At 38.2% G+C, this 24,041-nt stretch carries 26 protein-coding genes; all 26 read right to left on the reverse strand.

Translation table 11 applies throughout. The features are described 5' to 3' along the window. Positions 1-68 precede the first annotated feature (68 nt). Positions 69-428, reverse strand: a complete 360-nt coding sequence (gene cccA, locus ACN6NE_RS07285; protein WP_013085044.1) for a cytochrome c550 — start codon at positions 426-428, stop codon at positions 69-71. A gap of 131 nt (positions 429-559) precedes the next feature. Continuing rightward, positions 560-1,699, reverse strand: a complete 1,140-nt coding sequence (locus tag ACN6NE_RS07290; protein ID WP_129704811.1) for an acyl-CoA dehydrogenase family protein — start codon at positions 1,697-1,699, stop codon at positions 560-562. Positions 1,700-2,081: 382 nt separating this feature from the next. Then, positions 2,082-3,215 (reverse strand): RNA polymerase sigma factor RpoD, encoded by a 1,134-nt coding sequence (gene rpoD / locus ACN6NE_RS07295; protein ID WP_013059219.1) that lies wholly within the window; start codon positions 3,213-3,215, stop codon positions 2,082-2,084. Positions 3,216-3,280: 65 nt separating this feature from the next. Further along, positions 3,281-5,089: a DNA primase gene (gene dnaG, locus ACN6NE_RS07300; protein WP_474324992.1), complete on the reverse strand. Its 1,809-nt coding sequence runs from the start codon at positions 5,087-5,089 to the stop codon at positions 3,281-3,283. A 41-nt stretch (positions 5,090-5,130) separates the two neighbouring features. After that, the gene (locus ACN6NE_RS07305) at positions 5,131-5,601 is read right to left on the reverse strand and encodes a YaiI/YqxD family protein (protein WP_026106699.1); all 471 of its coding nucleotides are present in this window, start codon (positions 5,599-5,601) and stop codon (positions 5,131-5,133) included. A gap of 311 nt (positions 5,602-5,912) precedes the next feature. Further along, positions 5,913-6,716: a pyruvate, water dikinase regulatory protein gene (locus ACN6NE_RS07310; RefSeq protein WP_013059222.1), complete on the reverse strand. Its 804-nt coding sequence runs from the start codon at positions 6,714-6,716 to the stop codon at positions 5,913-5,915. Positions 6,717-6,749: 33 nt separating this feature from the next. Then, positions 6,750-7,388, reverse strand: coding sequence for a transcriptional regulator CcpN (ccpN, locus tag ACN6NE_RS07315; protein ID WP_025750542.1), 639 nt, complete (start codon positions 7,386-7,388; stop codon positions 6,750-6,752). Between the two features lie 258 nt (positions 7,389-7,646). Next, positions 7,647-8,411: a DNA repair protein RecO gene (gene recO, locus ACN6NE_RS07320; protein WP_129704815.1), complete on the reverse strand. Its 765-nt coding sequence runs from the start codon at positions 8,409-8,411 to the stop codon at positions 7,647-7,649. 27 nt (positions 8,412-8,438) lie between these two features. Beyond that, on the reverse strand, positions 8,439-8,582 hold the full coding sequence (locus tag ACN6NE_RS07325; protein ID WP_014458193.1) for a YqzL family protein: 144 nt from the start codon (positions 8,580-8,582) through the stop codon (positions 8,439-8,441). A gap of 155 nt (positions 8,583-8,737) precedes the next feature. Next, the gene (gene era, locus ACN6NE_RS07330; protein ID WP_013059225.1) at positions 8,738-9,643 is read right to left on the reverse strand and encodes a GTPase Era; all 906 of its coding nucleotides are present in this window, start codon (positions 9,641-9,643) and stop codon (positions 8,738-8,740) included. Then, positions 9,636-10,034, reverse strand: coding sequence for a cytidine deaminase (locus ACN6NE_RS07335; RefSeq protein WP_013059226.1), 399 nt, complete (start codon positions 10,032-10,034; stop codon positions 9,636-9,638). The genes era and ACN6NE_RS07335 overlap by 8 nt, the downstream gene beginning before the upstream one ends. Positions 10,035-10,125: 91 nt before the next feature. After that, positions 10,126-10,497: a diacylglycerol kinase family protein gene (locus ACN6NE_RS07340; protein ID WP_129704817.1), complete on the reverse strand. Its 372-nt coding sequence runs from the start codon at positions 10,495-10,497 to the stop codon at positions 10,126-10,128. Further along, positions 10,481-10,951: an rRNA maturation RNase YbeY gene (gene ybeY, locus ACN6NE_RS07345; protein WP_014458190.1), complete on the reverse strand. Its 471-nt coding sequence runs from the start codon at positions 10,949-10,951 to the stop codon at positions 10,481-10,483. The genes ACN6NE_RS07340 and ybeY overlap by 17 nt, the downstream gene beginning before the upstream one ends. Continuing rightward, a complete protein-coding gene (locus ACN6NE_RS07350; protein WP_474325217.1) occupies positions 10,948-13,056 on the reverse strand; it encodes an HD family phosphohydrolase in 2,109 nt (702 codons plus the stop codon). Before ACN6NE_RS07350 ends, ybeY begins: the two co-directional genes overlap by 4 nt. A gap of 63 nt (positions 13,057-13,119) precedes the next feature. Then, positions 13,120-14,094: a PhoH family protein gene (locus ACN6NE_RS07355; protein ID WP_474324995.1), complete on the reverse strand. Its 975-nt coding sequence runs from the start codon at positions 14,092-14,094 to the stop codon at positions 13,120-13,122. 3 nt (positions 14,095-14,097) lie between these two features. After that, the gene (gene yqfD / locus ACN6NE_RS07360; protein WP_129704821.1) at positions 14,098-15,285 is read right to left on the reverse strand and encodes a sporulation protein YqfD; all 1,188 of its coding nucleotides are present in this window, start codon (positions 15,283-15,285) and stop codon (positions 14,098-14,100) included. A 16-nt stretch (positions 15,286-15,301) separates the two neighbouring features. Then, positions 15,302-15,586 (reverse strand): sporulation protein YqfC, encoded by a 285-nt coding sequence (gene yqfC / locus ACN6NE_RS07365; protein ID WP_013059232.1) that lies wholly within the window; start codon positions 15,584-15,586, stop codon positions 15,302-15,304. A gap of 59 nt (positions 15,587-15,645) precedes the next feature. Next, complete coding sequence (locus ACN6NE_RS07370; RefSeq protein ID WP_474324998.1) at positions 15,646-16,107, reverse strand: hypothetical protein; 462 nt, start codon at positions 16,105-16,107, stop codon at positions 15,646-15,648. A 31-nt stretch (positions 16,108-16,138) separates the two neighbouring features. Continuing rightward, a complete protein-coding gene (gene floA / locus ACN6NE_RS07375) occupies positions 16,139-17,122 on the reverse strand; it encodes a flotillin-like protein FloA (RefSeq protein WP_013059234.1) in 984 nt (327 codons plus the stop codon). After that, the gene (locus ACN6NE_RS07380; RefSeq protein WP_474325000.1) at positions 17,122-18,453 is read right to left on the reverse strand and encodes an NfeD family protein; all 1,332 of its coding nucleotides are present in this window, start codon (positions 18,451-18,453) and stop codon (positions 17,122-17,124) included. The genes floA and ACN6NE_RS07380 overlap by 1 nt, the downstream gene beginning before the upstream one ends. A 178-nt stretch (positions 18,454-18,631) precedes the next feature. Beyond that, positions 18,632-19,075: a GatB/YqeY domain-containing protein gene (locus tag ACN6NE_RS07385; RefSeq protein WP_013059236.1), complete on the reverse strand. Its 444-nt coding sequence runs from the start codon at positions 19,073-19,075 to the stop codon at positions 18,632-18,634. A 15-nt stretch (positions 19,076-19,090) separates the two neighbouring features. Next, positions 19,091-19,264: a 30S ribosomal protein S21 gene (rpsU, locus tag ACN6NE_RS07390; protein WP_013059237.1), complete on the reverse strand. Its 174-nt coding sequence runs from the start codon at positions 19,262-19,264 to the stop codon at positions 19,091-19,093. A 226-nt stretch (positions 19,265-19,490) separates the two neighbouring features. Next, positions 19,491-20,849 carry a tRNA (N(6)-L-threonylcarbamoyladenosine(37)-C(2))-methylthiotransferase MtaB gene (mtaB, locus tag ACN6NE_RS07395; protein ID WP_025750549.1) on the reverse strand — a complete coding sequence of 453 codons (1,359 nt, stop codon included), beginning with the start codon at positions 20,847-20,849 and terminating at the stop codon, positions 19,491-19,493. A gap of 5 nt (positions 20,850-20,854) precedes the next feature. Beyond that, positions 20,855-21,607 (reverse strand): 16S rRNA (uracil(1498)-N(3))-methyltransferase, encoded by a 753-nt coding sequence (locus ACN6NE_RS07400; RefSeq protein WP_129704827.1) that lies wholly within the window; start codon positions 21,605-21,607, stop codon positions 20,855-20,857. A 19-nt stretch (positions 21,608-21,626) separates the two neighbouring features. Further along, on the reverse strand, positions 21,627-22,568 hold the full coding sequence (gene prmA / locus ACN6NE_RS07405; RefSeq protein ID WP_013085059.1) for a 50S ribosomal protein L11 methyltransferase: 942 nt from the start codon (positions 22,566-22,568) through the stop codon (positions 21,627-21,629). A 117-nt stretch (positions 22,569-22,685) separates the two neighbouring features. Continuing rightward, positions 22,686-23,816 (reverse strand): molecular chaperone DnaJ, encoded by a 1,131-nt coding sequence (gene dnaJ, locus ACN6NE_RS07410; RefSeq protein ID WP_474325003.1) that lies wholly within the window; start codon positions 23,814-23,816, stop codon positions 22,686-22,688. Between the last annotated feature and the right edge of the window lie 225 nt (positions 23,817-24,041).

The following is a 24,041-nucleotide window of genomic DNA, read 5'->3' on the forward strand; positions in this document are numbered from 1 at the left end:
AAAAAAGTCATAAAAAAAAAGCCTGCTTTATAAATGAGCGGCTTTCCAGAAAATCATGTTTCTGAATTCTATTTAATTTCTGATACCCATTTAGCCATTTCCTTCGCTTTTTCCGGAGGAACCAGCCCGGCCGGCATGTTTCCTTTACCGTTTACAACAATATCTGCAATTTCGTCTTGAGAAACTTTTTTCCCGATTCCTTTTAACGAAGGACCTACTCCACCTTGATACTGATCACCGTGACAACCAATACAAGTTTTTTGATAAATTTCTTCTGGTTTAGCTGAAGCCTGCTGTTCCGCGCCACCGCCTTCTTTTTCAGCCGCGATTTCTTTTGCATTGTTCAATCCGTTGAACGAAAGCGTTAACATTAAAGCAATCCCAATTACCGCAATTAATAAAAATGGTATTAGCGGATTTCGCTTCACTCACTATACCCCCTTTATGTATTCCCATCCCTAGAAATAACAAAATAGTATAAGCACTTTTATTTTACTTGAAAATGCTCATAAGTGAAAGGGTTTTATTTACATAATTAACTAATTTCTTATTGCGTATCTTAACAGCCAATTTGCCTTGCAATAACCGAGCGCTGAATTTCTGAAGTTCCTTCTCCAATTTCTAAAAGCTTGGCATCTCGTAAATATCGCTCCACGTGATACTCCTTCATGTAGCCATATCCTCCATGAATCTGAACAGCTTGACTGGCTACTTCCATACAAATTTCAGAAGCATACAGTTTACACATAGCAGCTTCTTTCGTAAATGGCTTTCCTTGGTCTTTTAACCACGCTGCTTTATACACCATATTTCTTGCTAACTCAATTTTCATCGCCATATCAGCTAATTTAAACTGAATCGCTTGAAACGATGAAATAGCTTTACCAAATTGCTTTCTTTCCTGCGCATATGACAGTGCTTTTTCATAAGCTGCTTGAGCGATTCCAACGGCCATTGCTCCAATTCCAATTCTTCCCCCGTCAAGTGTCATTAGAAATTGTTTAAAGCCTTCTCCTCTTACACCGAGTAAATTCTCTTCAGGCACTTCAACGTCCTCTAAAACGAGTTCAGTTGTATTTGAAGCATGTAGACCCATTTTCTCGTAATTGTCTATTACAGTAAAACCTCGAGCTTCTGTAGGCACGATAATAGCTGAAATTTCTTTTTTACCTTCTGTACGATTTGTAACAGCCGTTAAAGCTAAAAACTTTGCATAGCTGGCATTCGTAATATAGCATTTACTTCCATTAATCATAAATGTTCCATCCTTCAACACTGCTTCGGTCTCCGTTCCCCCCGCGTCACTTCCTGCGTTCGGTTCGGTTAAACCAAACGCTCCAAAAGATTCCCCAGTGCATAAAGCAGGTAGGTACTGTTCTTTTTGCACCTTTGTTCCGAATAAATAAATAGGTGCCCCCCCGAGCGAAACATGAGCTGAGTATGTAATTCCTGTAGAGCCACAAGCTTTACTTAATTCCTCTACGACAATAGCAAAACTAACCGTATCTGCTCCTCCGCCTCCATACTCTTCAGGAAAAGGAAGACCCATTACACCAAGCTCACTTAACTTTTTAAAAACATCAAGCGGAAATTGCTTACTTCGATCGCGCTCTAGTGCATTCGGTGCTACTTCCGCCTCTGAAAACTCTCTGAGCGTCCGTTGAATCATCTTTTGTTCATTGGTTAATTCAAAATTCATTTTTATTCCCCCTAAAAAAATGTATACGCTTACATTATTTAATTATAATTCATTTTTGTAAATTTTCTCAACTTTTAAAACGTTTTAATTTTTTCGTGTTATAATAGAAGAGTACTAATCAAAGCATGAATAAAATGATAGCGATTCCATTTTTCGGATGTTTAAAAGGAATTTGAACAGCTTACGCTCTGTAACAAAAGAATATAAAGGAGCATTTGCAAAACGAAGGACAATTCAGTAAAATATATGAAAGAAGAAAAGTTGGTAAAAAAATCAATATACTTCTTTAAAATGCGTTTTTATGAAATTTATTCCATAAAAAATAGATAGCCCCTTTCCTCTAGGAAAGAAGCTATCTCATAAGCGTTATTTACGCTTTTATCTATTCTAAGAAATCTTTTAAACGTTTGCTTCGGCTAGGGTGACGAAGCTTACGAAGCGCTTTAGCTTCAATTTGACGAATACGCTCACGCGTTACGCCAAATACTTTTCCTACTTCTTCAAGCGTACGCGTACGTCCATCGTCCAGACCAAAGCGGAGTCTAAGAACATTTTCTTCGCGATCTGTTAACGTATCAAGGACGTCTTCTAACTGCTCTTTTAATAATTCATATGCAGCATGTTCAGAAGGTGATGTTGCATCCTGGTCTTCAATGAAGTCACCTAAATGAGAATCATCTTCCTCACCAATTGGTGTTTCAAGAGAAACCGGCTCTTGAGCAATTTTTAAGATTTCACGAACTTTTTCTGGTGTTAAGTCCATATCTTCTGCAATTTCTTCAGGAGATGGTTCGCGACCTAAATCTTGTAGAAGCTGACGTTGAACACGAATTAGCTTGTTAATCGTTTCAACCATATGAACGGGAATACGAATCGTTCTTGCTTGGTCAGCAATTGCACGAGTAATAGCTTGACGAATCCACCATGTCGCATACGTACTAAATTTATAACCTTTGCGATAATCAAATTTTTCTACCGCTTTAATAAGACCCATGTTTCCTTCTTGAATTAAATCAAGAAACAGCATACCGCGCCCGACATAGCGTTTAGCGATACTTACAACAAGACGTAAGTTTGCTTCAGCAAGACGACGTTTCGCTTCTTCATCGCCTTCTTCAATACGTTTTGCTAAATTGATTTCTTCCTCTGCTGACAATAAGTCAACGCGTCCGATTTCTTTTAAGTACATACGAACTGGATCATTAATTTTCACACCAGGAGGTACACTTAAATCATTTAAATCAAACTCTTCTTCTTTTGACAGTTCTTGAATATCGGGATCGGCATCGTCATCATTTGCTTCAGATTCACTCATTACTTCAACACCTTGTTCTCCAAGGTATTCATAATATTCATCCATTTGATCGGATTCAATTTCGAAGTTCGCCATACGCTCTGCAATTTCTTCGTATGTGAGCACACCACGTTTTTTTCCGATTTCGGTCAATTGATCTTTTACTTGTTCAATTGTTAAATCTGAATCAAGTTGTTTTGATTGAGCTGATTTTTCAGCCATCAGATCCCCTCCTTCCAAAATTTTAAGGAAAACCTTCTAAAAGTGGGACTAATACGCAATATCGTTTATTTTAACGTTTTTTTTAACTGTAAAATTTCCATTGCTATTGTCGCAGCTTTTAAATAATCTTTTTGACGCTCTGCTTCTTGCTTTTCTGCTTCTTTTTTTTCTATCGCTACCCTTTGTGGGTAAATCAATATCGTTTGGATATAATCATTCAAAGCTTGCTCCGACAATTCATCATTGATTGACATCATCGCCAATTCTGAAGCTAGACTAGACAACGAAGACTCGGGCAACCGTTCGATAAATCCGCTCGGATTAGGCTCGTGTCCTTCCTCGTAATAAGCATACAAATATAGAACAAGCGCACGATGTTCCTCAACATTGAACTGACCTTGAAGTCGGTCTTGAATTCTAAATGCTACATCCTTATCTTTCAACATATGAGCGATCAAAAAACGTTCTGCATTTTGATAAGCCGGTAATAAGCTTCTCTTTACGACTGGTTGTCTATTTATATTATTTCGATTTGGAGAATCATTATCCTTTTTCTTTTTTTCAGTTCGATATACTTGATACTGCTGTTCTTTAAGCGCATCTAATGAAATGGAAAACTCTTGTGCCAATTGGCGTAAATAATGATCTCGCTCTACAGCTTTCGTAAGGAGGCTTATTTCTTTCAAAACGTCTTCAATGTATTGCATACGTTCAGATTCATTTTGTAGATTTCGTTTTCGGCGGAGATACCTCATTTGAAATGCCATAAAGGTCAAGCTGCTATTAATAACATCATTTTGAAACTTCTCTGCCCCGTATTCTTTAATATAATCATCCGGGTCATAACCATCCGGCATCACAGCAATCTTAACGGTACAACCCACATTTGTTAAGATAGCAGTTGCTTTGTGCGCTGCTTCAATTCCAGCAGAATCTGCATCATAGCAAATGATAACGGACTCTACATTTCGGCGAATAATCTTGGCTTGTTCTTCTGTTAAGGCAGTTCCCATCGTTGCAATTGCGTGCGGGCACCCCGCTTTAACAGCCGAAATAACATCTGCAAATCCTTCAAATAAAATAACCTGCTGATTTTTGCGTATATGTTTTTTAGCGCGGTGAAAGTTGTAGAGTGTGCGACTTTTGTTAAAAATAGAAGTTTCGGGACTGTTTAAATATTTAGGCTGCCCTTTTATCTCTTTTAGTAGGCGCCCTGAAAATGCAATTGTTTTGCCTTGCAAGTCAGCAATAGGAAACATAATTCGATCACGAAAACGATCAAAGTACGTTTCATCTTGGTTGCGTTTAATGATTAAACCTGCATGTTCCATCTCTTGCGGATTAAACCCACGTTTTGTTAAGAACTTACTTACAAATTCCCACGAATCTAAAGCAAAACCTATCTCAAATTCATCGATAATTTCTCGTGAAAACCCTCGATTTATTAAATAATCATAAGCATCTTGGCCTTCTTTTGTATTTACCAATAAATGATGGTAAAATTTCTTTAAAAGCTCGTGTGCTTCAATCATTTTATTGCTAGGCTTTTGATTATCTTCTTCATGAGGATGTATCTCATGTTCGAAAGGAATATCTCCTTTTTCAGCAAGCTGCTGAGCTGCTTCCGTGAAGGACAGTCCTTCTAATTCCATTATGAATGAAAATGAATTCCCTCCTGCACCGCATCCAAAGCAATGATAAATTTGTTTATCAGGCGATACTGAAAAAGACGGTGTGCTTTCCCCATGAAACGGACAGAGTCCAAAATAATTGCGCCCTTGTTTTTTTAGTTGTACATAATCGCTTATGACGTCGACAATATCTACTGAATGCCGAATACGGTCGATTACTTCATCAGGAATTCGATTTGCCATAGTAACAGCTCCGTATTTCATATAATATTCTTCACTAAGTGCTAAATTCCTGCAAGTTTCGACAACATTTTTTCAAAAGCTTGAATGAAATGCTGGCGATCTTCTTCACTAAATGCCTTTGGGCCTTTAGTATGACGGCCTGACCGTCGCTCTTTTGCAGAAACATAACGAAAGAAAAGCACCGTATTCATTTCGTCGTCATTATAGTACTTTCCACGAGGAGACAGTGCGTAAACCCCTCGACTTACTAACATGCTTGCTAAGCCAGTATCTTGAGTTACGACAATATCCTGCTTGACTGCGTGATTTAAAATATATAAATCTGCGGCTTCCTTTTCTGCATCCACATAGACCCATTTTCCTGGTGTAGGATTTGTTTGCATGTGAGCATAGGAAGCAACAAACACAAGATCGATGTCATATGTATGTGTAAGTTCAACGATTTCTGCTTTAACAGGGCATGCATCAGCATCGACAAAAACTTTACTTTTTCTTTTGCTATAACTTTGTATTCTACATCCCTCCAGAGATTCCTTCTAACAATTTGTTATTTCCTGTAGATGGCATTTGTCGAATACTTTTTTCGATTTTGACTTGACTTTTATATAAATAGTTTATTCGTTCTTAACAAAGTCTAAACCTAAAACTATTCTTTTTTATCACAATTTTTTATTATAATATAAACAACCTATATTTTCTATACCAAAGTCACTTGTTTTTAAAAGTTCTGTCATATTCATCTTTGGTATATTTTCTTAGGCTTACAGCATACAAACATAAGAAAGCAATCTCCTTTATGTCACGCACAGAGGAGATCCATCGTTTATTTCTTTTTGATGGTATTGAGAATGATACCAGCTGTTTCTTCTACGGCTCTGTTGGATACGTCCACCACTTCACAGCCAATCTTATCTACAATCCCTTGGAAAAATTCAAGTTCTTCTTTAATACGGCCAATATTAGCATAAATTGCTTTATCATTTAGCCCAAGAGACTTTAAACGCTCTTTACGAATATCGTTTAATTTTTCAGGACTAATAGTAAGCCCTATACACTTCTCAGGTGATACGTGAAACAGCTCTTCTGGTGGATCTACCTCAGGTACAATCGGAACATTGGCTACTTTCAAACGCTTGTGTGCTAAAAATTGAGAAAGAGGTGTTTTAGATGTTCTTGATACACCGATTAATACGATATCCGCTCTAAGAATGCCTCTCGGATCACGCCCATCATCATATTTCACTGCAAATTCAATTGCTTCTACTTTCTTAAAATAATCTTCGTCTAATTTTCTAGCCATTCCAGGCTCATAGCGAGGAGAAAGTTGATAAGAAGATTGAATTTTATCAATTAAAGGTCCAATAATATCAAATACCTCTACCCCGTTCTTGGACGCTTCTTGAATTAAAAATTCTCTCATTTCGGGCTTTACTAGCGTAAAGCCAATAATAGCGTTGTTCATCTTCGCTACTGAAACCACTTCTGAAAGTGTTGCGATGTCCTCTACGTAAGGTACTCTTTTAATTACAAAGTCCGTCATATTGAACTGACTTGATGCAGCCTTTACAACTAGTTCAGCTGTCTCACCTACAGAATCCGAAATGACATAAAGACATGGGTTGTTCATATTTTGTGCATCCCCTTTTTAATCCTTTTTCACTTATAATACTTCATCATTTGCTAATGCTACTAGTAATTTTGTAATATTTGTTTTGGTAATGCGTCCCACCACTTCAAAATTGCCGTCTCCCTCTTTAATAACGGGCATAGCATCAATCTGTTTTTCAATTAAGATCTTAGCAATATCAATTAACAAATCTTCGCGATAGCAATATGTAATGTTGGGCATTCTCGTCATGATAATATGAACAGGAATAGATGTGAGCTCTTGCTTTCCGATACTCGCGCGCAATAAATCTTTACGCGACAGTACTCCCACTAGCTGGGATTTCTCATCCACTACAAAAAGGGTCCCCACGTCTTCTAGAAACATTGTACAAATAGCATCATATACCGACACATTTTCGTTCACGACCACCGGGATAGACTGATATTCTTGCACCTGTATTTTTTTTATTTTATCTGTAAGAAGCTGTGCTCCTGTTTTACCTGTATAAAAGTAACCTACGCGCGGTCGCGCTTCTAAATAACCAGCCATTGTTAAAATAGCCAAGTCCGGTCTTAGTGTTGCCCGCGTAAGGCTAAGCTGATCTGCAATATGCTCGCCTGTAATAGGGCCTTCGTCTTTGACAATTTGCAAAATTTGTTCTTGTCGTTTGTTCAGTTCGATTGTACTCACCACCTAATCATTAAATGTGACATACTATTTATAAAACATTATATACTTTTTAAGCAAAAGTAAAAGCTATAACTTATTAATTTTAGCATTTTATCTTTTTAGAATGCCGTTTATTTTACCACGGCTTCTCAAAAAAAGCAGGCATTACGCTTACAATAAGCGAAGCTACCCCTTCGCTCCACAGTAAAAAGGGTGTCCCCTACACACTACGAGGCACCCTAGCGACAGCAATTCCTTGCATATCACTGATTATCTTTTCTATTTCTCATCAGAGAGCGATTGTTTTAAAGACTCCATCTGGTTCAAAAACCGCTTTGTTTTTAAAAACAATCCTGAATATTCTTCGTAATATTGATCAATTACAAACTTTAATTGTTTTTTTGTTTCGGGCTTAACAGAAATAGAACCTAATCGCTTTAAATCAATGTAATAAAATAGCCTTAATAGTTTAACCGTCATCGGACTAATTTTCAAATGATAAGGATCTTTTTCTAAGCACCGATGACAAATAAACCCGCCTTCTCGAATGGAAAAATGAAATGTTCCTTCACCTCGATGGCAGACTGCACATTCATTTAATGTAGGATGAAGACCTAGAACGTTTAACAGTTTCATTTCATAAATAAATGTTAAGATCTCTGCATCATACTCTTCGTTCATATAATGAATGGTTTGGTGCAGCAGTTCAAATAGAAATGGATTTGGTTTATTGTTCTCAGTAGCTTTATCCGTTAATTCAAGAATATAAGAAGCATACGCTGTTGTGAAGATATCTTCGCGTATGCTTCTCATAGATGAGATAACTTCTCCTTGATGGAGAGTACCCATTCCTGAACCTGCTTGTATAAAAAAGTATCCATACGTAAATAATTGTGTGACGGAAGCTAAGCGACTACTGGGCTTTTTTGCCCCTCTTGCCATGAGACCCACTTTTCCGAGTTCACGTGAATAAATGGTGACAATTTTATTTGATTCACCGTAATCATTCGTTCGAATGACAATTCCTTCACACTTTTTAAACAATCATCATCACCGCCATCTTACAGAAGGCTAAGACAAGGGAGAATTGAGACTTTCGCTGTTGTCCTCATATGTTTCGGGTCTTTCTTTCACTTCATTTTCAAGTTCCTTAAAAATGAGATAAGTATCAATGCTACCTGTTTGTGAAAAAATGTTCCAAGTAAAATTCAACATAGAACTCCCACCTTTCTAACCATAAAGATCAGATACATATTTCAATTCCTTATGTTTAGAATAGCCTTCCGACGTAAAATCATGTAACACAATTTTTTACAAATTACCTTCTTTTATGAAGGGATATAAATCGACGCAAACAAGAACACAAATGATTAATATTCGTCCTCTCTAAATCCAAAGTCACGGAGATGCGACGCTCGGTTTCGCCAATCTTTTTGCACTTTTACCCATAGTTCTAAAAATACTTTTGAACCTAAAAGGGCTTCAATGTCTGCTCTTGCTTTTCTTCCTACCTCTTTTAACATCTTTCCTTGCTTTCCAATTACGATGCCTTTTTGTGAATCTCTTTCGACGATAATTGTAGCGCCCACGTAAACAGCACCATTATCTCGTCTTTGCATAGAATCCATCACAACGGCAATAGAATGGGGTATTTCTTCCCTCGTTGCATGCAGTACTTTTTCACGAATTAATTCCGTAATAATAAAGCGCTCTGGGTGATCTGTTACTTGATCTGCCGGATAATATTGCGGACCTTCCGGCAATCGCTGCTTAATTTGATCAAGCAAACGCTCCACGTTATTTCCTTGTAAAGCTGAAATTGGTACAATTTCAGCAAAAGGATATAAGTCTTTATAATTCGTGATAATTGAAAACAATTCGTCTGGATGAATTTCATCAATTTTATTAATCACAAGGAAAACAGGCGTTTTTGTATCCTTTAAACGCTCGATAATAAATTCATCGCCTCGACCTAAGCCTTCTGTTGCGTTAATCATAAATAAAATTAAATCTACTTCTTTAAGCGTATTTTGCGCTACCTTCATCATAAAGTCGCCTAATTTATGCTTAGGTTTATGAATTCCTGGTGTATCAATAAACACAATCTGCGCCTGATCTTCCGTGTACACACCCTGAATTTTATTTCTAGTTGTTTGCGGTTTGTCACTCATAATCGCAATCTTTTGACCAATTACTCGGTTCAAAAAAGTTGATTTCCCTACGTTTGGTCTTCCAATAATTGAAACAAAACCTGACTTAAATTCATTATTACTCATGTAAATCCTCCGATGAAAATGCTCCTGGAAGTAATTCTTCCACAGTTAATTCTTGTATGTCATTTTTTAAATTGGTTAATATAACTTTCATTTCTTTTGGACAAAGCTCAGAGATTACTTGTCTGCATGCTCCACACGGAGAAACAGGACGATCAGTATCAGCTACTACAGCAAGTGCTGCATACTCTTTATCTCCTTCTGAATAGGCTTTAAATAAAGCCGTACGCTCAGCACAATTGCACATGCTATAAGCTGCATTTTCAATATTGCAGCCACGATAAACCTTTCCATCTTTCGTCAATAAAGCTGCACCAACTTTAAATTTTGAATACGGTACATAAGCCATTTCACGAGCTTTTTTCGCCTCATCAATCAGTCCGGTCTTATCCATTTATCCGCTCTCCTTTTGCGCTTCTACATGTCTTTTAACTTGTCCTTTTTTATTATACCACGGGGGTGTAAAGAACCAAAAAGAATCCTTTTTAAAACAAATACTTTAAGAAAATAATTCCTCCTATAAGGACAGCAAAACACGCATAGACCAACACCGCGGCTGCGGCTGCATCTTTTGCGTGTTTTGCTAGTATGTGATATTCAGGAGAAACTAAATCGACAACTTTTTCAACCGCTGTATTCATTAACTCCAAGCTGAACATGCCTGCAATCAGAAGCAGCACAACCGTCCATTCACCAGCTGTAATTGACAGCACGGTGCCTAAGAGAAGGACGATGAAAGAAGCTGCTACGTGAATTTGCATATTTCTCTGTGTTTTACAAACATAGATAAACCCTTCTACTGCATAACCAAAGCTACTGACAACTTTAGCTATCCCTTTTTTATCGCGAGAGTCCATATTGTTCTAAAATATCTTTTTGACGTGTAAACATCTCTTTTTCATCTTCTGATGTTTCATGGTCATATCCAAGCAAATGCAAGAAACCGTGAACCGTTAAGAATCCTAGCTCCCTCATAAACGAGTGATTGTATTCTTCTGCTTGCTCATGAGCTTTTGGAATCGAAATGACAATGTCCCCTAGGACTCTTGGCATCTCATCTCCGATAATTTGCATTTCATCTTCGCCCATTTCTTCTAGCGCAAATGATATTACATCCGTTGGCTGATTTTTATGGCGGTATTGATGATTGATTTCTTGAATTCGATCATTATCCACAAATGTAACGGATACTTCTGCATCCTCTTGCAGATTTTCATATATAGCAGCGGCTTCAAGCAGCTGCTCAAGCTCTTTTTGCTGTTCTTCACTTACTTCGTTTGTTTCATCAATAAAATCAATAACTAAACTCATACCTTCACCTTCTCTTTTTTTATCTCTGGATATTCGATTCGGGAATGAAAAATCCCATTTAAAGTTTCACATAGTGCTTGGCGAATTAACTCTAGCTCTTTGAGCGTTACGTTACACTCGCTAAGCTGCTCATCCTGCAGGCGATCTTTAATAATATTTCGCACCAAGTTCTCAATTTTTTCCGGAGTCGGATTGGACATTGACCTTACGGCTGCTTCTACACTATCAGCTATGCAAATAACCGCTGCTTCTTTCGACTGAGGCTTTGGTCCAGGATAGCGATATTCTTTTTCATCAATTTTTTCTTCTGTTTGTTCAAGTGCCTTATGATAGAAAAACTTAAGCAGGGTCGTTCCGTGATGCTGCTCTGCAATATCTACGATCTCTTTTGGAAACTTGTGATTTCGCAAAATGGTCGCTCCATCTGTAGCATGTGCGATTATAATATTTTTACTAGTCTTCGGACTTAGTTTATCATGCGGATTAGTAATATTCATTTGATTTTCAATAAAATACTGCGGTCGCTTCGTTTTACCAATATCGTGGTAATAAGCCCCGACTCTCGCTAATAAACCGTTAGCTCCTATCGTTTCGCACGCCGCTTCAGATAAGTTTGCCACCATTACACTGTGATGATATGTTCCAGGTGTTTCGGTTAAGATTTTGCGTAATAGCGGATGATTAGGACTCGATAATTCAATCAGCTTCATCGTAGATAAAATGCCAAATCCACTTTCAAAAAACGGAAGCAAACCTATAGTTAAAACGGAAGCAATAACACCAGATGCGATTGACATCATGCTGTAATAGCCAAGCTCTACAGTGCCGATTTGGCCATTTTTAATAAAAATAATAGCAAAGCTGATAATTACGTTTACCATAGCCACAAATAGACCTGCCTGCAAAATCCGTGAACGTCTGTGCTGCCTGCTTAAAAATAAAATAGCAGCAATATTGCTAATTAAAAAGTAGATCCCAATGTTCATATTAAACGAGGTTGTCAATTCACCATTAAAAATAATGCTTCCACAAATAGCAAATACAATGCTTGATAAAATAGCAATGCGTTCATCCATTAAAATTCGAATCAGCAAACCTCCCACCGCAACAGGAGCTAAGAAACCAATTTCCGATAAATCAATTTGCTGAAACAAGCTTAAGATTTTCATGAGGCCAATCGTAATGGTTGCTACCAATACATACAACAGCAAGGGCTGATATGTCTTGGTGTGAAATTCACGCAAATAGTAAATAAGGCCTACCATCATCATTACAATCAGCAAAGCTAATCCCGCAAAAGGCTGAATAGATCCTTTATTATTCAACAATCCCGCGAGCTGGAGCTGACGATATATGTCAGGATTAATAAGCTGATTTTCTTCTACAATAATCTGGCCTTGTTTGATTCGGACAGGCTCCACTTTTTCCACAGCTGCTTGACGGTTTTCAGCAGTTTTTTGTGGATCATAAATCACATTTGGAATGATAGCGAATTTAGCAATTGCATTCATTGAATCCTTTAGGGAATTGCTGACGTTGGTGTAAACAAGCTGACTTTCTACTTGGTCTTTTTTCTCTTCTACATCGCTAATCTTCACTTGATCTTTCATCACATGATGAACGGCCGTGACTACAGCATCTTTCGCAATCGATAAATCACTGTTAGAAGACTGAAGCAGCTGCTTAATGGTATCCTTTGGCAAGTTTTTTTGAATGTCTTCAGGAAGCTTGTCCTCTAGCATTTTTTGTTTGGTTTTTAATACGGCATCGATACTGTCATCTTCATGATCTTCTTTTTCATATTCTGTATTAACTTCCATCATCGCATCAAAAATAGATGCAACAAGATCGACTTGGTTCTGTGCGTATTCTGTTTTTTGTGTATACACATCTTCAACGGCTTGTTCTGCCTCTGCCCGTTTTTTCTCTGTGCTCTCTTTATCTTCAATGGTAACGGGTGAGTAAATGGTTTGCGGGGAAATAGATAGTAATCTGAGATCTAATTCCTGCGGCTTTACATTGCTATACATAGACGCAAACATCATTACACCTAACAAGGCATATAACCCAATTTGAATTAACCGTAATCGCTCGATCTGTGCCATTGTTTGCTTGATTATCCGAAACGTTGACACAAACGTACCCCCTTTTACAAAAAATAGACCCTATTAAGAAAGGGTCTTTTGGTCAGCTTGTTCGTACGCTTGAATGATGCGTCCCACAAGTGGATGGCGCACAACATCTGACTGTTCTAGATGAACAAACGAAATACCTTTAACATTGGTCAGGATTTTCGAGACAGCCGCTAGACCAGACTGAGCTCCTTTTGGTAAATCAATTTGTGAAACATCTCCTGTAATCACCATTTTAGACCCAAATCCTAGTCGTGTTAAAAACATCTTCATTTGCGCCATCGTGGTGTTTTGCGCTTCGTCTAAGATAACAAACGCATCATCTAGTGTACGACCTCGCATATAAGCAAGGGGTGCTATTTCAATAACTCCGCGTTCGATTAGGCGTTGCGTATGTTCTGTTCCTAATACATCATGTAATGCATCGTACAGAGGCCGCAAGTACGGATCTACTTTTTCTTTCAAATCTCCTGGCAAGAAGCCAAGACTTTCACCTGCTTCAACAGCAGGACGTGTTAAAATAATACGCTGTACGTGACCATTTTTAAGAGCATTAACGGCCATGACAACGGCTAAATACGTTTTACCGGTACCAGCAGGCCCAATTCCAAATACCAAATCATTTTTCTTAATAGCAGAAATGTATTGACTTTGTCCTAATGTCTTAACACGAATAGTCTTACCTTTTACATTTTTACCAATCTCTTCTTCATATACATCTTCAAAAAACTCGAGAGAATTTTTCTTAGCTAATTGAATCGCATACACAACATCTCGTTCAGATATGGAAATATTTTTTCGGATAATGTTCAGTAACTTTTTAAGCATTTCTTCCACTAGCTGAACATTTTCTGTACTTCCGGAGACTACAACAGTCTCACCTCTTGAAATGATAGAGACCTGCATTTCTTCTTCAATTCGCTTTAAATTCGCATCTTGTACGCCAAATAATGAAATGGCTTCGTTTGAATCATCAAGTTGTACGTTAATTGTTACTAGCTGTTCTGACATTCATCAATCTCCTTGAATAATTGGTTGAGTGTTCGCAATATTTTCTATAACTTGGTAATGTATTGATAATCTAACTTTACCATTGTCCTGTTCTTGGTGCAAAACTTTTTCACCTTTTATTTTAGCATCCTCACCTAAAGTTGATAGTAATTTTTTTCGACCGATTTCCAAAGCTTTTTCCACCGCCTCTTGTTTAGAATAGACGCGCTGCGAGTTCTGTTCTTCTCGTACAGCAACTTTCTCATACGACAGAGGTAATTTCCATTTAAAAAAATAGAGTGGATGCTCCACTTTTTCTGTCACCTTTGAGCCGTATTTTTCTTTGTTAAAAGCCCAAAGAGGCATTTTAAAAGCTTGAAAATCTAAATAGTGCTTCGTATATCCATTACCCGTTAATACCTGAAAATCAGTTTTTAAAGGCACTTCCACCTCAGATCTATACCATGTTTCGCCGTAGACTTTCCCTTTAGCAGCTACTACTTTTTTATTTTTTTCGTTTCCAATAATACCGGAAACTAAGACCTCGCCTTCATTGACAAAATCATTAACCTTGACTAAAGGTTGTCCTTTTTCGACAAACAAATTCGTAATAATGGCTTTCTTTTTAGCAATTAAATGTTGGTAAGGTGTTTTTTGCTGAGGCTTGGGCTCATTTTTTTCAACCACTTGGAAGTGATAAGAAGTGCCGCGCACTTCTACTCCCACCCAGGTAATATTGTTCATATTATCCGTTAAATAGCGCTGAATTTTTTCAGGACTCTCTAACAGAAATTGAAACTCTCCTCTTTTTACACCTATTTTGGCAAGCTGCTTAGTCATTTGATGTTCTGTTTGTGGTTCTGCACCGCTAATTTCCACTTTCCACACCATGTTGGAAAGCAAACCAAGAATAATAAAAAAAGAAAGAAAACCTAAAGCAAACCCACTATTTTTGATCACTCGTTTTGTTAAAAAAGGAAAACCTCTGCCTCCTATAAAATAAAGTTTACAATCTGCGTTGCGAATTAGTATACGAATTTTCTTTACATCTTTCAATAATATCGTTGCTGTCGCTAGCTGACCGTCAACTTTATGGACATTCGAAATCATAATCTGTTGTCTCACACAATTATTTAAAAAACGTTCAATTCCTTTTCCAACAATTCGAATACGTACGGTACCAATAACAAAGTTTGTCCATCCATTCTTCATTTTTTTCCTCCTTGTGTTATTGTTCTAAATAAAGAACTTGATTGATTTTACCTTCTAAAACCAGTTCTTCTGGCAGTATTACTTTAATGACCAGTCCTTCACCTCGAATTAACATTTGTCCCTGTTTTAGTAACACGCGTATTTCAGTATCAGAAAAGGCTAATAAACCTTTATGATTTTCAATATAAATGTGTATTTGTCCAACTAACGTAATACGGGGAAGATCCATTAATACATCAGCGGGTAGTTCCATTGTTTTTGTCATCCATCTTTTCATTTGGTGTCTCCACTTTTTGCTCATAAAAAGAACCCCCTTTCATCTCATGTTTATGAGAAAGGGGGTTAATGTATCACATCTATTTATCGTTTATATTTACGTTGTTTCGATTTTGGCGGCCCTAGAATTTCGGACCATATCACTCCTTGAACAGCTTCTTTACGAGAAATGGGCTTAGAAACGTTTTTCTCACCCGTAATTTTTGGTTTGTCAACTGTGATTTTCTTTTGAATAGACGGTTCATGATACGAACGATTTTTTAGCTCTTCCAATTTTTCTTGCAAAGGATTTGTTTCTGCTGAAGAAACAGTTTCCGGCTCCATACGAGCTGTTTTTGGCTCTTCTTTGACAGGTCGATATCTAGGTCTTTCCCGCCTTGAAGGATTGTTTACAGGAGGCATAGGAGCTCTTTTAGAACGCTGCTGTTCTTCCTCTTTTGACTGAGCCATAAAACGCTGCACAACGTTAAAAATAATCCCTCCAATGATGACAAAAATGAAAGCATTATTAATAATTAGTTTAATAAGCGTTTCAACGATATTCATTAGGAGAAAACCTCCTTATTAAGCTGATTCATTATTTCTCATCGTCTTCTTTAGACATTTTTCCAATTGAATCACGCATATCCGTATCAGCAGTCAAGTTTTGAATATTCATATAATCCATGACGCCAATATTGCCAGAGCGCAGTGCTTCTGCCATCGCTAACGGTACTTCTGCTTCTGCTTCTACTACTTTTGCACGCATTTCTTCTACTTTTGCACGCATTTCTTGTTCTTGAGCAACGGCCATAGCACGACGTTCTTCGGCTTTTGCTTGTGCAATATTTTTATCTGCTTCCGCTTGGTCTGTTTGAAGAACTGCCCCAATATTTTTACCAATATCGATGTCAGCAATATCAATGGATAAGATTTCAAACGCTGTTCCTGAATCCAGCCCTTTTCCTAACACCGTTTGAGAAATCATATCGGGATTTTCCAATACTTTTTTGTGATCTTTTTGCGAACCGATTGTAGAAACAATCCCCTCGCCAACACGGGCAATAATCGTTTCTTCTCCAGCTCCCCCTACTAGTCGATCAATGTTTGCACGAACGGTAATTCGAGCTTTTGCTTTGACTTCGATTCCATCCATAGCCACCCCTGCAATAAAAGGTGTTTCAATAACTTTTGGATTAACGCTCATTTGTACAGCTTCTAGCACATCACGGCCCGCTAAGTCGATAGCTGCTCCGCGCTCAAATGTTAACTCAATATTTGCTCGGTGCGCTGCAATCAACGCATTTACCACGCGGTCAACGTTACCGCCTGCTAAATAGTGACTTTCTAATTGATTAATGGTAATACCTAAACCTGCTTTACTTGCTTTAATTAACGGGTTCACAACGCGAGATGGTATCACTCGACGAAGTCTCATTCCGACCAGTGTGAAAATACTAATACGAACGCCTGCTGCTAATGCTGAAATCCATAGCATAATCGGTACAAAAGTGAAAAAAACAGCTAAAGCAATAATTGCTAGACCAATAACTACAAAAAACAATACGCTACCTACTTCCATTAATTAAGGTCCTCCTTTTTCAAAGGCTCTGTAAGCTTCCGCACCACAACCCTTGATCCCTCTACTTTTATAATATTTACTAACACATCTTTGTCTAAATATCCACCTTCAGTGACTACATCCACATACTCTTCATCAATGAGCACGGTACCTGAAGGACGCAGCGGTGTTGTTGTTTTACCTTGTTTTCCTATTAATTCATAACGATTTTGATTCGACACATAGCCAGATTCGGTATTAAGTGAATCATTAAGCACCATTTTTTTGAAAGGTGTAAGCTTTTTTTTAAAAAATTTCATCATCACAAACGCACCTCCCAGTGCCACCACTATTGCAATTACAAGAGAAATTCCCATTTCCACATTATTATCTGTTGACATAAAAAAACTTAAAATGATAGCTCCAAGTCCTAGTAGTCCTAAAACTCCGCCTGGTACTACAATCTCTAACAGAAGCAATATAATTCCTGCTATAAATAAAACGAGCGCTTCCATTCCAGCTAATCCTGCTACCATATGACCATAGAAAAATAAAAGAAGTGAAGCTATTCCAATAGAGCCCGCAATACCAAATGAAGGCGTAAACAATTCAATTACAATTCCTAAAGCACCAATGGATAATAAAATGGGAACAACAAGCGGATGAGTAAGAAAACGAGCAATTTGTTCACTTACACTCATTTTTGCATACGTCAGTTTAGCATCTTCATAGCCAAGTTCGCTTAGGAGATCGTCTAAATTTTTTACAGTCCCTTCTGAATAACCAACTTGCTCGGCTTGCTTCGGAGTGAGCGTCAGCAATTCATTTCCTTTTAAGTTGAGCTCAGGTATTACCATCTTTGTATTTGCCATCGCTTCTGCATATTTAGGGTTTCGGTTATTTTGTTCTGCTGCGCTCTTCATAGCCGATAACCAGTAGGACTGAGCTTTTTTTCCTGCGGCGTTTCCCTGCTGGTCAATCACAGCTGCCGATCCCATTGTAGAACCGGGTGTCATATAAATTTGATCCGCGTTAAGTGCAATATACGCTCCGGCTGATAATGCTTTTTTATCGACAAAAGCAGCGGTAGGAATAGGTGTTGAGGTTAAGCTTTTAGCTATTTCAGAAGCTGCATCTACAGCTCCTCCAGGAGTATCTATGTCCAATATAATCAAATCTGCACCGTCATTTTCCGCATCTTCAATGGATCTGTTTAGAAAAGAAAGCAGTCCATTTTCTACCGTTTTATTTACAGGAATAACGTGTACGCGCTTCACGTCAGCGGTGCTACTAGTGGGGAATAACCCAGTGGCTAAGATAAGAAAGCACACGAAAGAAAATAAGGTTTTCACCGAATATACTTCCCTCCTTCCATAGATAGTATGAGCATGTATCTGTATATACGAACAACTTTAACAATAGTTTCAAATTTTTTAAAATTTATCTATTTTATTCTTTACACCAGAAAAACAAAACATACGTTCGATTATTATCCATATAAAAAACACCTTACACAAGGTAAGGTGTTTTTTATGATAAGTGTTGAAGGACAAGCTTATTAACAAGAGAGCCATCCGCTTTGCCTTTTACTTTCGGCATAAGCGCTCCCATAACTTTCCCCATATCAGCTTTAGAGGAAGACTGCGTTTCTTCAATCGTCGTTTTAATAATTTCAGATAACTCTTCTTCAGTTAGCTGTTTAGGAGCGTAAACTTCTAAAACCGCTAATTCAGAATGAATTTTATCAACAAGATCTTGACGACCTGCTTTCTCAAATTCATGGAGGGAGTCTTTACGTTGTTTGAATTCGCGAGAAATAACCGTCAACTCGTCTGCTTCAGTTAGGTCAGTTCCTAACTTAATGGCTTCGTTTTGAAGAGATGCTTTGACCATACGAATGACCCCAAGCTTCTCTTTCTCTTTGTTTTTCATCGCTTGTTTCATATCACTATTTAAACGCTCGAGAAGACTCATAAATCCACCCTCTTATTAGAACTTGCGTTTTCTAGCAGCTTCAGATTTCTTCTTACGCTTTACGCTAGGCTTTTCATAGAATTCGCGCTTTCTTGCTTCTTGTAACGTACCAGTTTTTGAAACTGAACGTTTGAAGCGACGAAGAGCATCTTCAAGCGATTCGTTTTTACGAACAACTGTTCTTGACATTCTAATTCCCTCCCTCCGAACAAAACCACTAACATCATAATGAAATGACATGTTAGACATGTCTTTTGCAATTATAATATAATGATTCCTTAAGGTCAACCGCTTTACATAAAGTAATGCAGTTATTCCCCCTTTATTTTATGAACTTTCTTGATAAAACATTACTCGTTCAGCTTTTTTACACGTATGAAAAAAGCTGCGTATACACGCAGCTTTCCACTAAGTGTTATGAGCTCATTTTCACCTGATCTTGAAGATGGACCTCATCTAGCACGCGAACAAACTCACCTTCATTATAAGGATATCCAGCTTTTGAAATTTTCACTTTCACAAGCTTTCCAACCATTTCTTCAGACGCTTTAAACACAACCTTTAAGTAGTTATCAGTATATCCTACATATAAACCACTTTCAGGATCTTCTTTATATTTTTCTTCCGGAATTACTTCTAGTACTTCTCCTTCAAACGTTGAAGCATATTCTTTTGCCAATTGATTTGAAAGTTCGATTAAACGATGCACACGTTGATTTTTTACTTCTTCATCAATTTGGTCGGTCATACGAGCTGCTGGCGTACCTGTACGTTTAGAATACGGGAATACGTGAAGCTCTGAAAAACCGTGCTCTTTAATAAAGTTATACGTCTCCATAAACTCTTCTTCTGTTTCACCTGGGAAGCCAACAATAACATCTGATGTAATCGCTAATCCAGGAAGAGCTTCTTTCAGACGGTTTAAGCGCTCACCAAAGAACTCCATTGTATACTTACGACGCATGCGCTTCAATACCGTATTTGAACCTGATTGAAGAGGAATGTGCAAATGACGTACAACCATTTCTGATTGATCTAGTACCTCAATCACTTCGTCTGTAATTTGACTTGCTTCAATTGACGAAATACGAATGCGTTTTAATCCTTTTACTTGAGACTCTAAATCACGAAGAAGCTGGGCAAGATTGTAATCTTTCATGTCTTCTCCGTATCCGCCAGTGTGAATACCTGTTAACACGATTTCTTTATAGCCCGCATCCACTAGCTGCTGTGCTTGTGCTACTACTTCTTTAGGATCACGAGATCGCATTAAACCGCGCGCCCATGGAATAATACAGAATGTACAGAAGTTGTTACAGCCTTCTTGAATTTTTAACGAAGCACGCGTACGGTCTGTAAAAGCCGGTACATCTAGCTCTTCATATACGCGTGTTTTCATAATGTTTCCTACGCCGTTAATCGGCTGACGCTCTTTTTTAAATTGTTCAATATAATCAAGCATCTTAACGCGATCTTGTGTACCAACTACGATATCAACACCAGGAATGGCCATAATTTCAGCTGGCGAAGTTTGAGCATAACACCCAGTTACACAAATAACCGCATCTGGATTTTTTCGCACAGCTCTGCGAATAACTTGACGGCTTTTTTTATCTCCTGTATTTGTTACCGTACATGTATTAATTACATATACATCGGCAGTTTGTTCATATTCAACACGCTCATAGCCTTGGCCTTTGAACAATTGCCAAATTGCTTCTGTTTCATAGTGATTTACTTTACACCCTAGCGTGTGAAAAGCAACTGTTGACATAATCGTCACCTCATTAACTCAGTTTGATAAGATATAGCAGACAGCGCATATAAAGGAGCTGTTTCTGCTCGTAAAATTCGCGGACCAAATCCGCTTATTGTAAATTCATTTTCTTCTAATACTTCTACTTCCTGCTCGGTCAAACCACCCTCTGGACCTACAACCACAAGCACGGAATTGCCCGGTTTTAAAGCCGAAAGAACAGCCTGCAGATGAGATGTTTCTCCTTGCTTTGCTCTTTCTTCATAGGCTACAACTTTATGAGTATAGTCACCGCTAATTTCTACTAGTTTTTTAAAAGAAATTGGGGCTTCTACTGCTGGTACAATCGTACGATGAGATTGTTCTGCAGCCTCTTTAGCAATCTTGTTCCAGCGATCTAATTTTTTTTGACTCTTTTTATCATCCCATTTAACAACTGAACGAGCCGCAATAAAAGGGATAAACTTATACGCCCCAAGTTCTGTCCCTTTTTGGATAATAAGCTCGAGCTTATCCCCTTTAGGCAGACCGTTCACAATTGTAACATGGACTGGAAGCTCTTTTTCTTCGCTTATCCATTCTATAATAGATGCTTTCACTTCGTTAGCGGAAATATTTTCAATCTCACACAAAGCAGCTTGCCCCTGTTCATTACAAGCAATAAACTGTGATCCTTCATTCATTCTCATGACGCGTGAGATATGATGGGCATCATCTTGTGTCACTATGACACTTTGCTCTTGAAATTGATCATTTGGCAGAAAATAACGTTGCATCTTGACACCTTCTCACTTGTTAAGCTTGTTTTTGCGCAATAATTGCTACCCAGTCTTCCATAAGCGTTACTTCTTGAATAACAAAGCCCGCTCCCGTTAACGCTTTTTTGACATCTTCTTTTTTCGCACTAATAATACCTGATGTAATGAACATGCCTCCTGGCTTTAATACCTTTGCAGCATCGTCTACAAAACGAACGATTACTTCAGCTAGAATATTCGCCACAACAATGTCAACCGGTCCTTCTATACCTTGCAATAAGTTGTTTTGACCTACTGTTACGACGTTCCCAACTTGATTTAGTTCAATATTTTCGCGGGCAGAACGTACGGCTACTTCATCAAGGTCTAGAGCTTGTACATTACTTGCTCCTAATAGAGCTGCGCCAATACTTAGCACTCCTGAACCTGTACCTACGTCGATAACAGTATCTCCTGCTTTCACTGTTCTTTCCAATGCTTGAAGAGACATAACCGTTGTTGGATGGGTACCTGTCCCAAAAGCCATTCCGGGATCAAGCTCGATAATCAATTCATCTGTGCTTACTTTTTCATAGTTTTCCCAAGTTGGTACAATCGTAAAACGCTCTGAAATTTTCACGGGATGGTAATATTTTTTCCAAGCAGTGGCCCACTCTTCCTCATTCACTTCACTGATCGTAACTTTGTTAGCTCCTAAATCAAAGTCGTAAACAAGCAGTCCATTAATTTCTTTTTTGATACCATCCACAGTTTCTGCTAAAAAGCTGTTAACTGGAAGGTATGCTTTAATCACTACACCTTCTTCTGGGTAGTCTTCTACGTTTAAATCGTAAATTTCGCCAAAAGTTGTATCTCTGTCCTTCACTAAATCAGCAGGATCTTCAATGACTACCCCGCTAGCTCCTGATTCATGTAAAATATGAGAGATGGGTTCAATTGCTTCTTGCGCTGTATGAATACAAATTTCAGACCATTTCATTGCTACCAACTTCATCCTTTCTGCCTTCAGTAATATAGGATTTTAAATATGAACATGACAGATGACAGGTTGGCAAAGTACCTTTACCAACCTGTCTCTGTTTACTATGAAAGACAATTATTCTCCTTTAATTGCTCGTTTTACTTTTGCAAAAAAGGAATCATGCTGCTCATCAACGGCTTCTTGACCGCTCAGTTCAGCGAACTCACGCAATAATTGTTTTTGTTTTTCTGATATTTTTGTTGGAGTTACAACTCGAACGTGAATATGCTGATCTCCTTGACCATATCCTCGTACGTTTGCCACACCTTTTCCTTTTAAACGGAATTTCGTTCCCGTTTGTGTACCAGCAGGAATCTTCAGCTTCACCTTGCCGTGTAGAGTTGGTACTTCTACTTCATCACCTAGCGCTGCCTGAGCAAACGTTAAAGGCATTTCGCAGTAGATATCGTCTCCATCACGTTCAAAGAATTCATGAGTGCGCACGTGGAACACTACGTATAAATCTCCCGGAGGACCACCATTTACCCCTGGTTCTCCTTGAGCACTTACGCGCAGCTGTTGACCATCATCTACACCAGCTGGAATTTTAACGTTAATTTTACGTCGTTTTGTTACTTTACCTTCACCATGGCACGTTGCACATTTGTCTTTAATGATTTTTCCCGTACCATTACAATGATGACACGCACGTCGATTTACCACGCGGCCAAACGGCGTGTTTTGTTCAACGTTTAACTGACCTGAACCATTACAGTGCGAACATGTATCGACTTTTGTTCGAGGTTTTGCACCTGAACCGTGACATGTTTCACACGTTTCTTCACGTGGAATTTCAATTGTTGTTTCTTTTCCGAAAACAGCTTCTTCAAAAGAAAGTGTCATCGTGTATTGTAAATCGGCACCTTGTCTCGGAGCATTAGGGTCACGTCTGCGACCACCACCACCAAAGATCGAGCTGAAAATATCTTCAAAGCCGAAGCCGCCAAAGTCTGAGCCGCCTCCACCAAAGCCGCCAAAGCCTTGATTTGGATCAGTATGACCAAATTGATCGTATTGTGCTTTTTTTTGGTCATCACTCAATACTTCGTATGCTTCTTTTACTTCTTTAAATTTGTCAGCAGCATCTTCCGCTTTGTTAATATCTGGATGATATTGTTTAGAAAGCTTGCGGTATGCTTTTTTTATTTCATCTTTTGTAGCGCTCTTACTGATACCGAGTACTTCATAGTAATCTCGCTTACTCATCAATACTCACTCCCGAATCGTTTCACATAAACGTAATTGTATCATTATTAATAATTCCATAGCAACATAAAAGTTACTTTCTATTGCTCCCGTGCACGCAGAGAGCCAAGTGAAAAACTTTCCCTTTCGCTTTTCCACGTTAAAAAAGTCAAAGCCAAGAAATAAGCTTGACTTTGACTTTTTAAAAAGATGTGAATCGCACCATGGCGTCATTCACGTTAGTCG

The sequence above is a fragment of the Priestia sp. 53B2 genome (genome assembly GCF_056099005.1).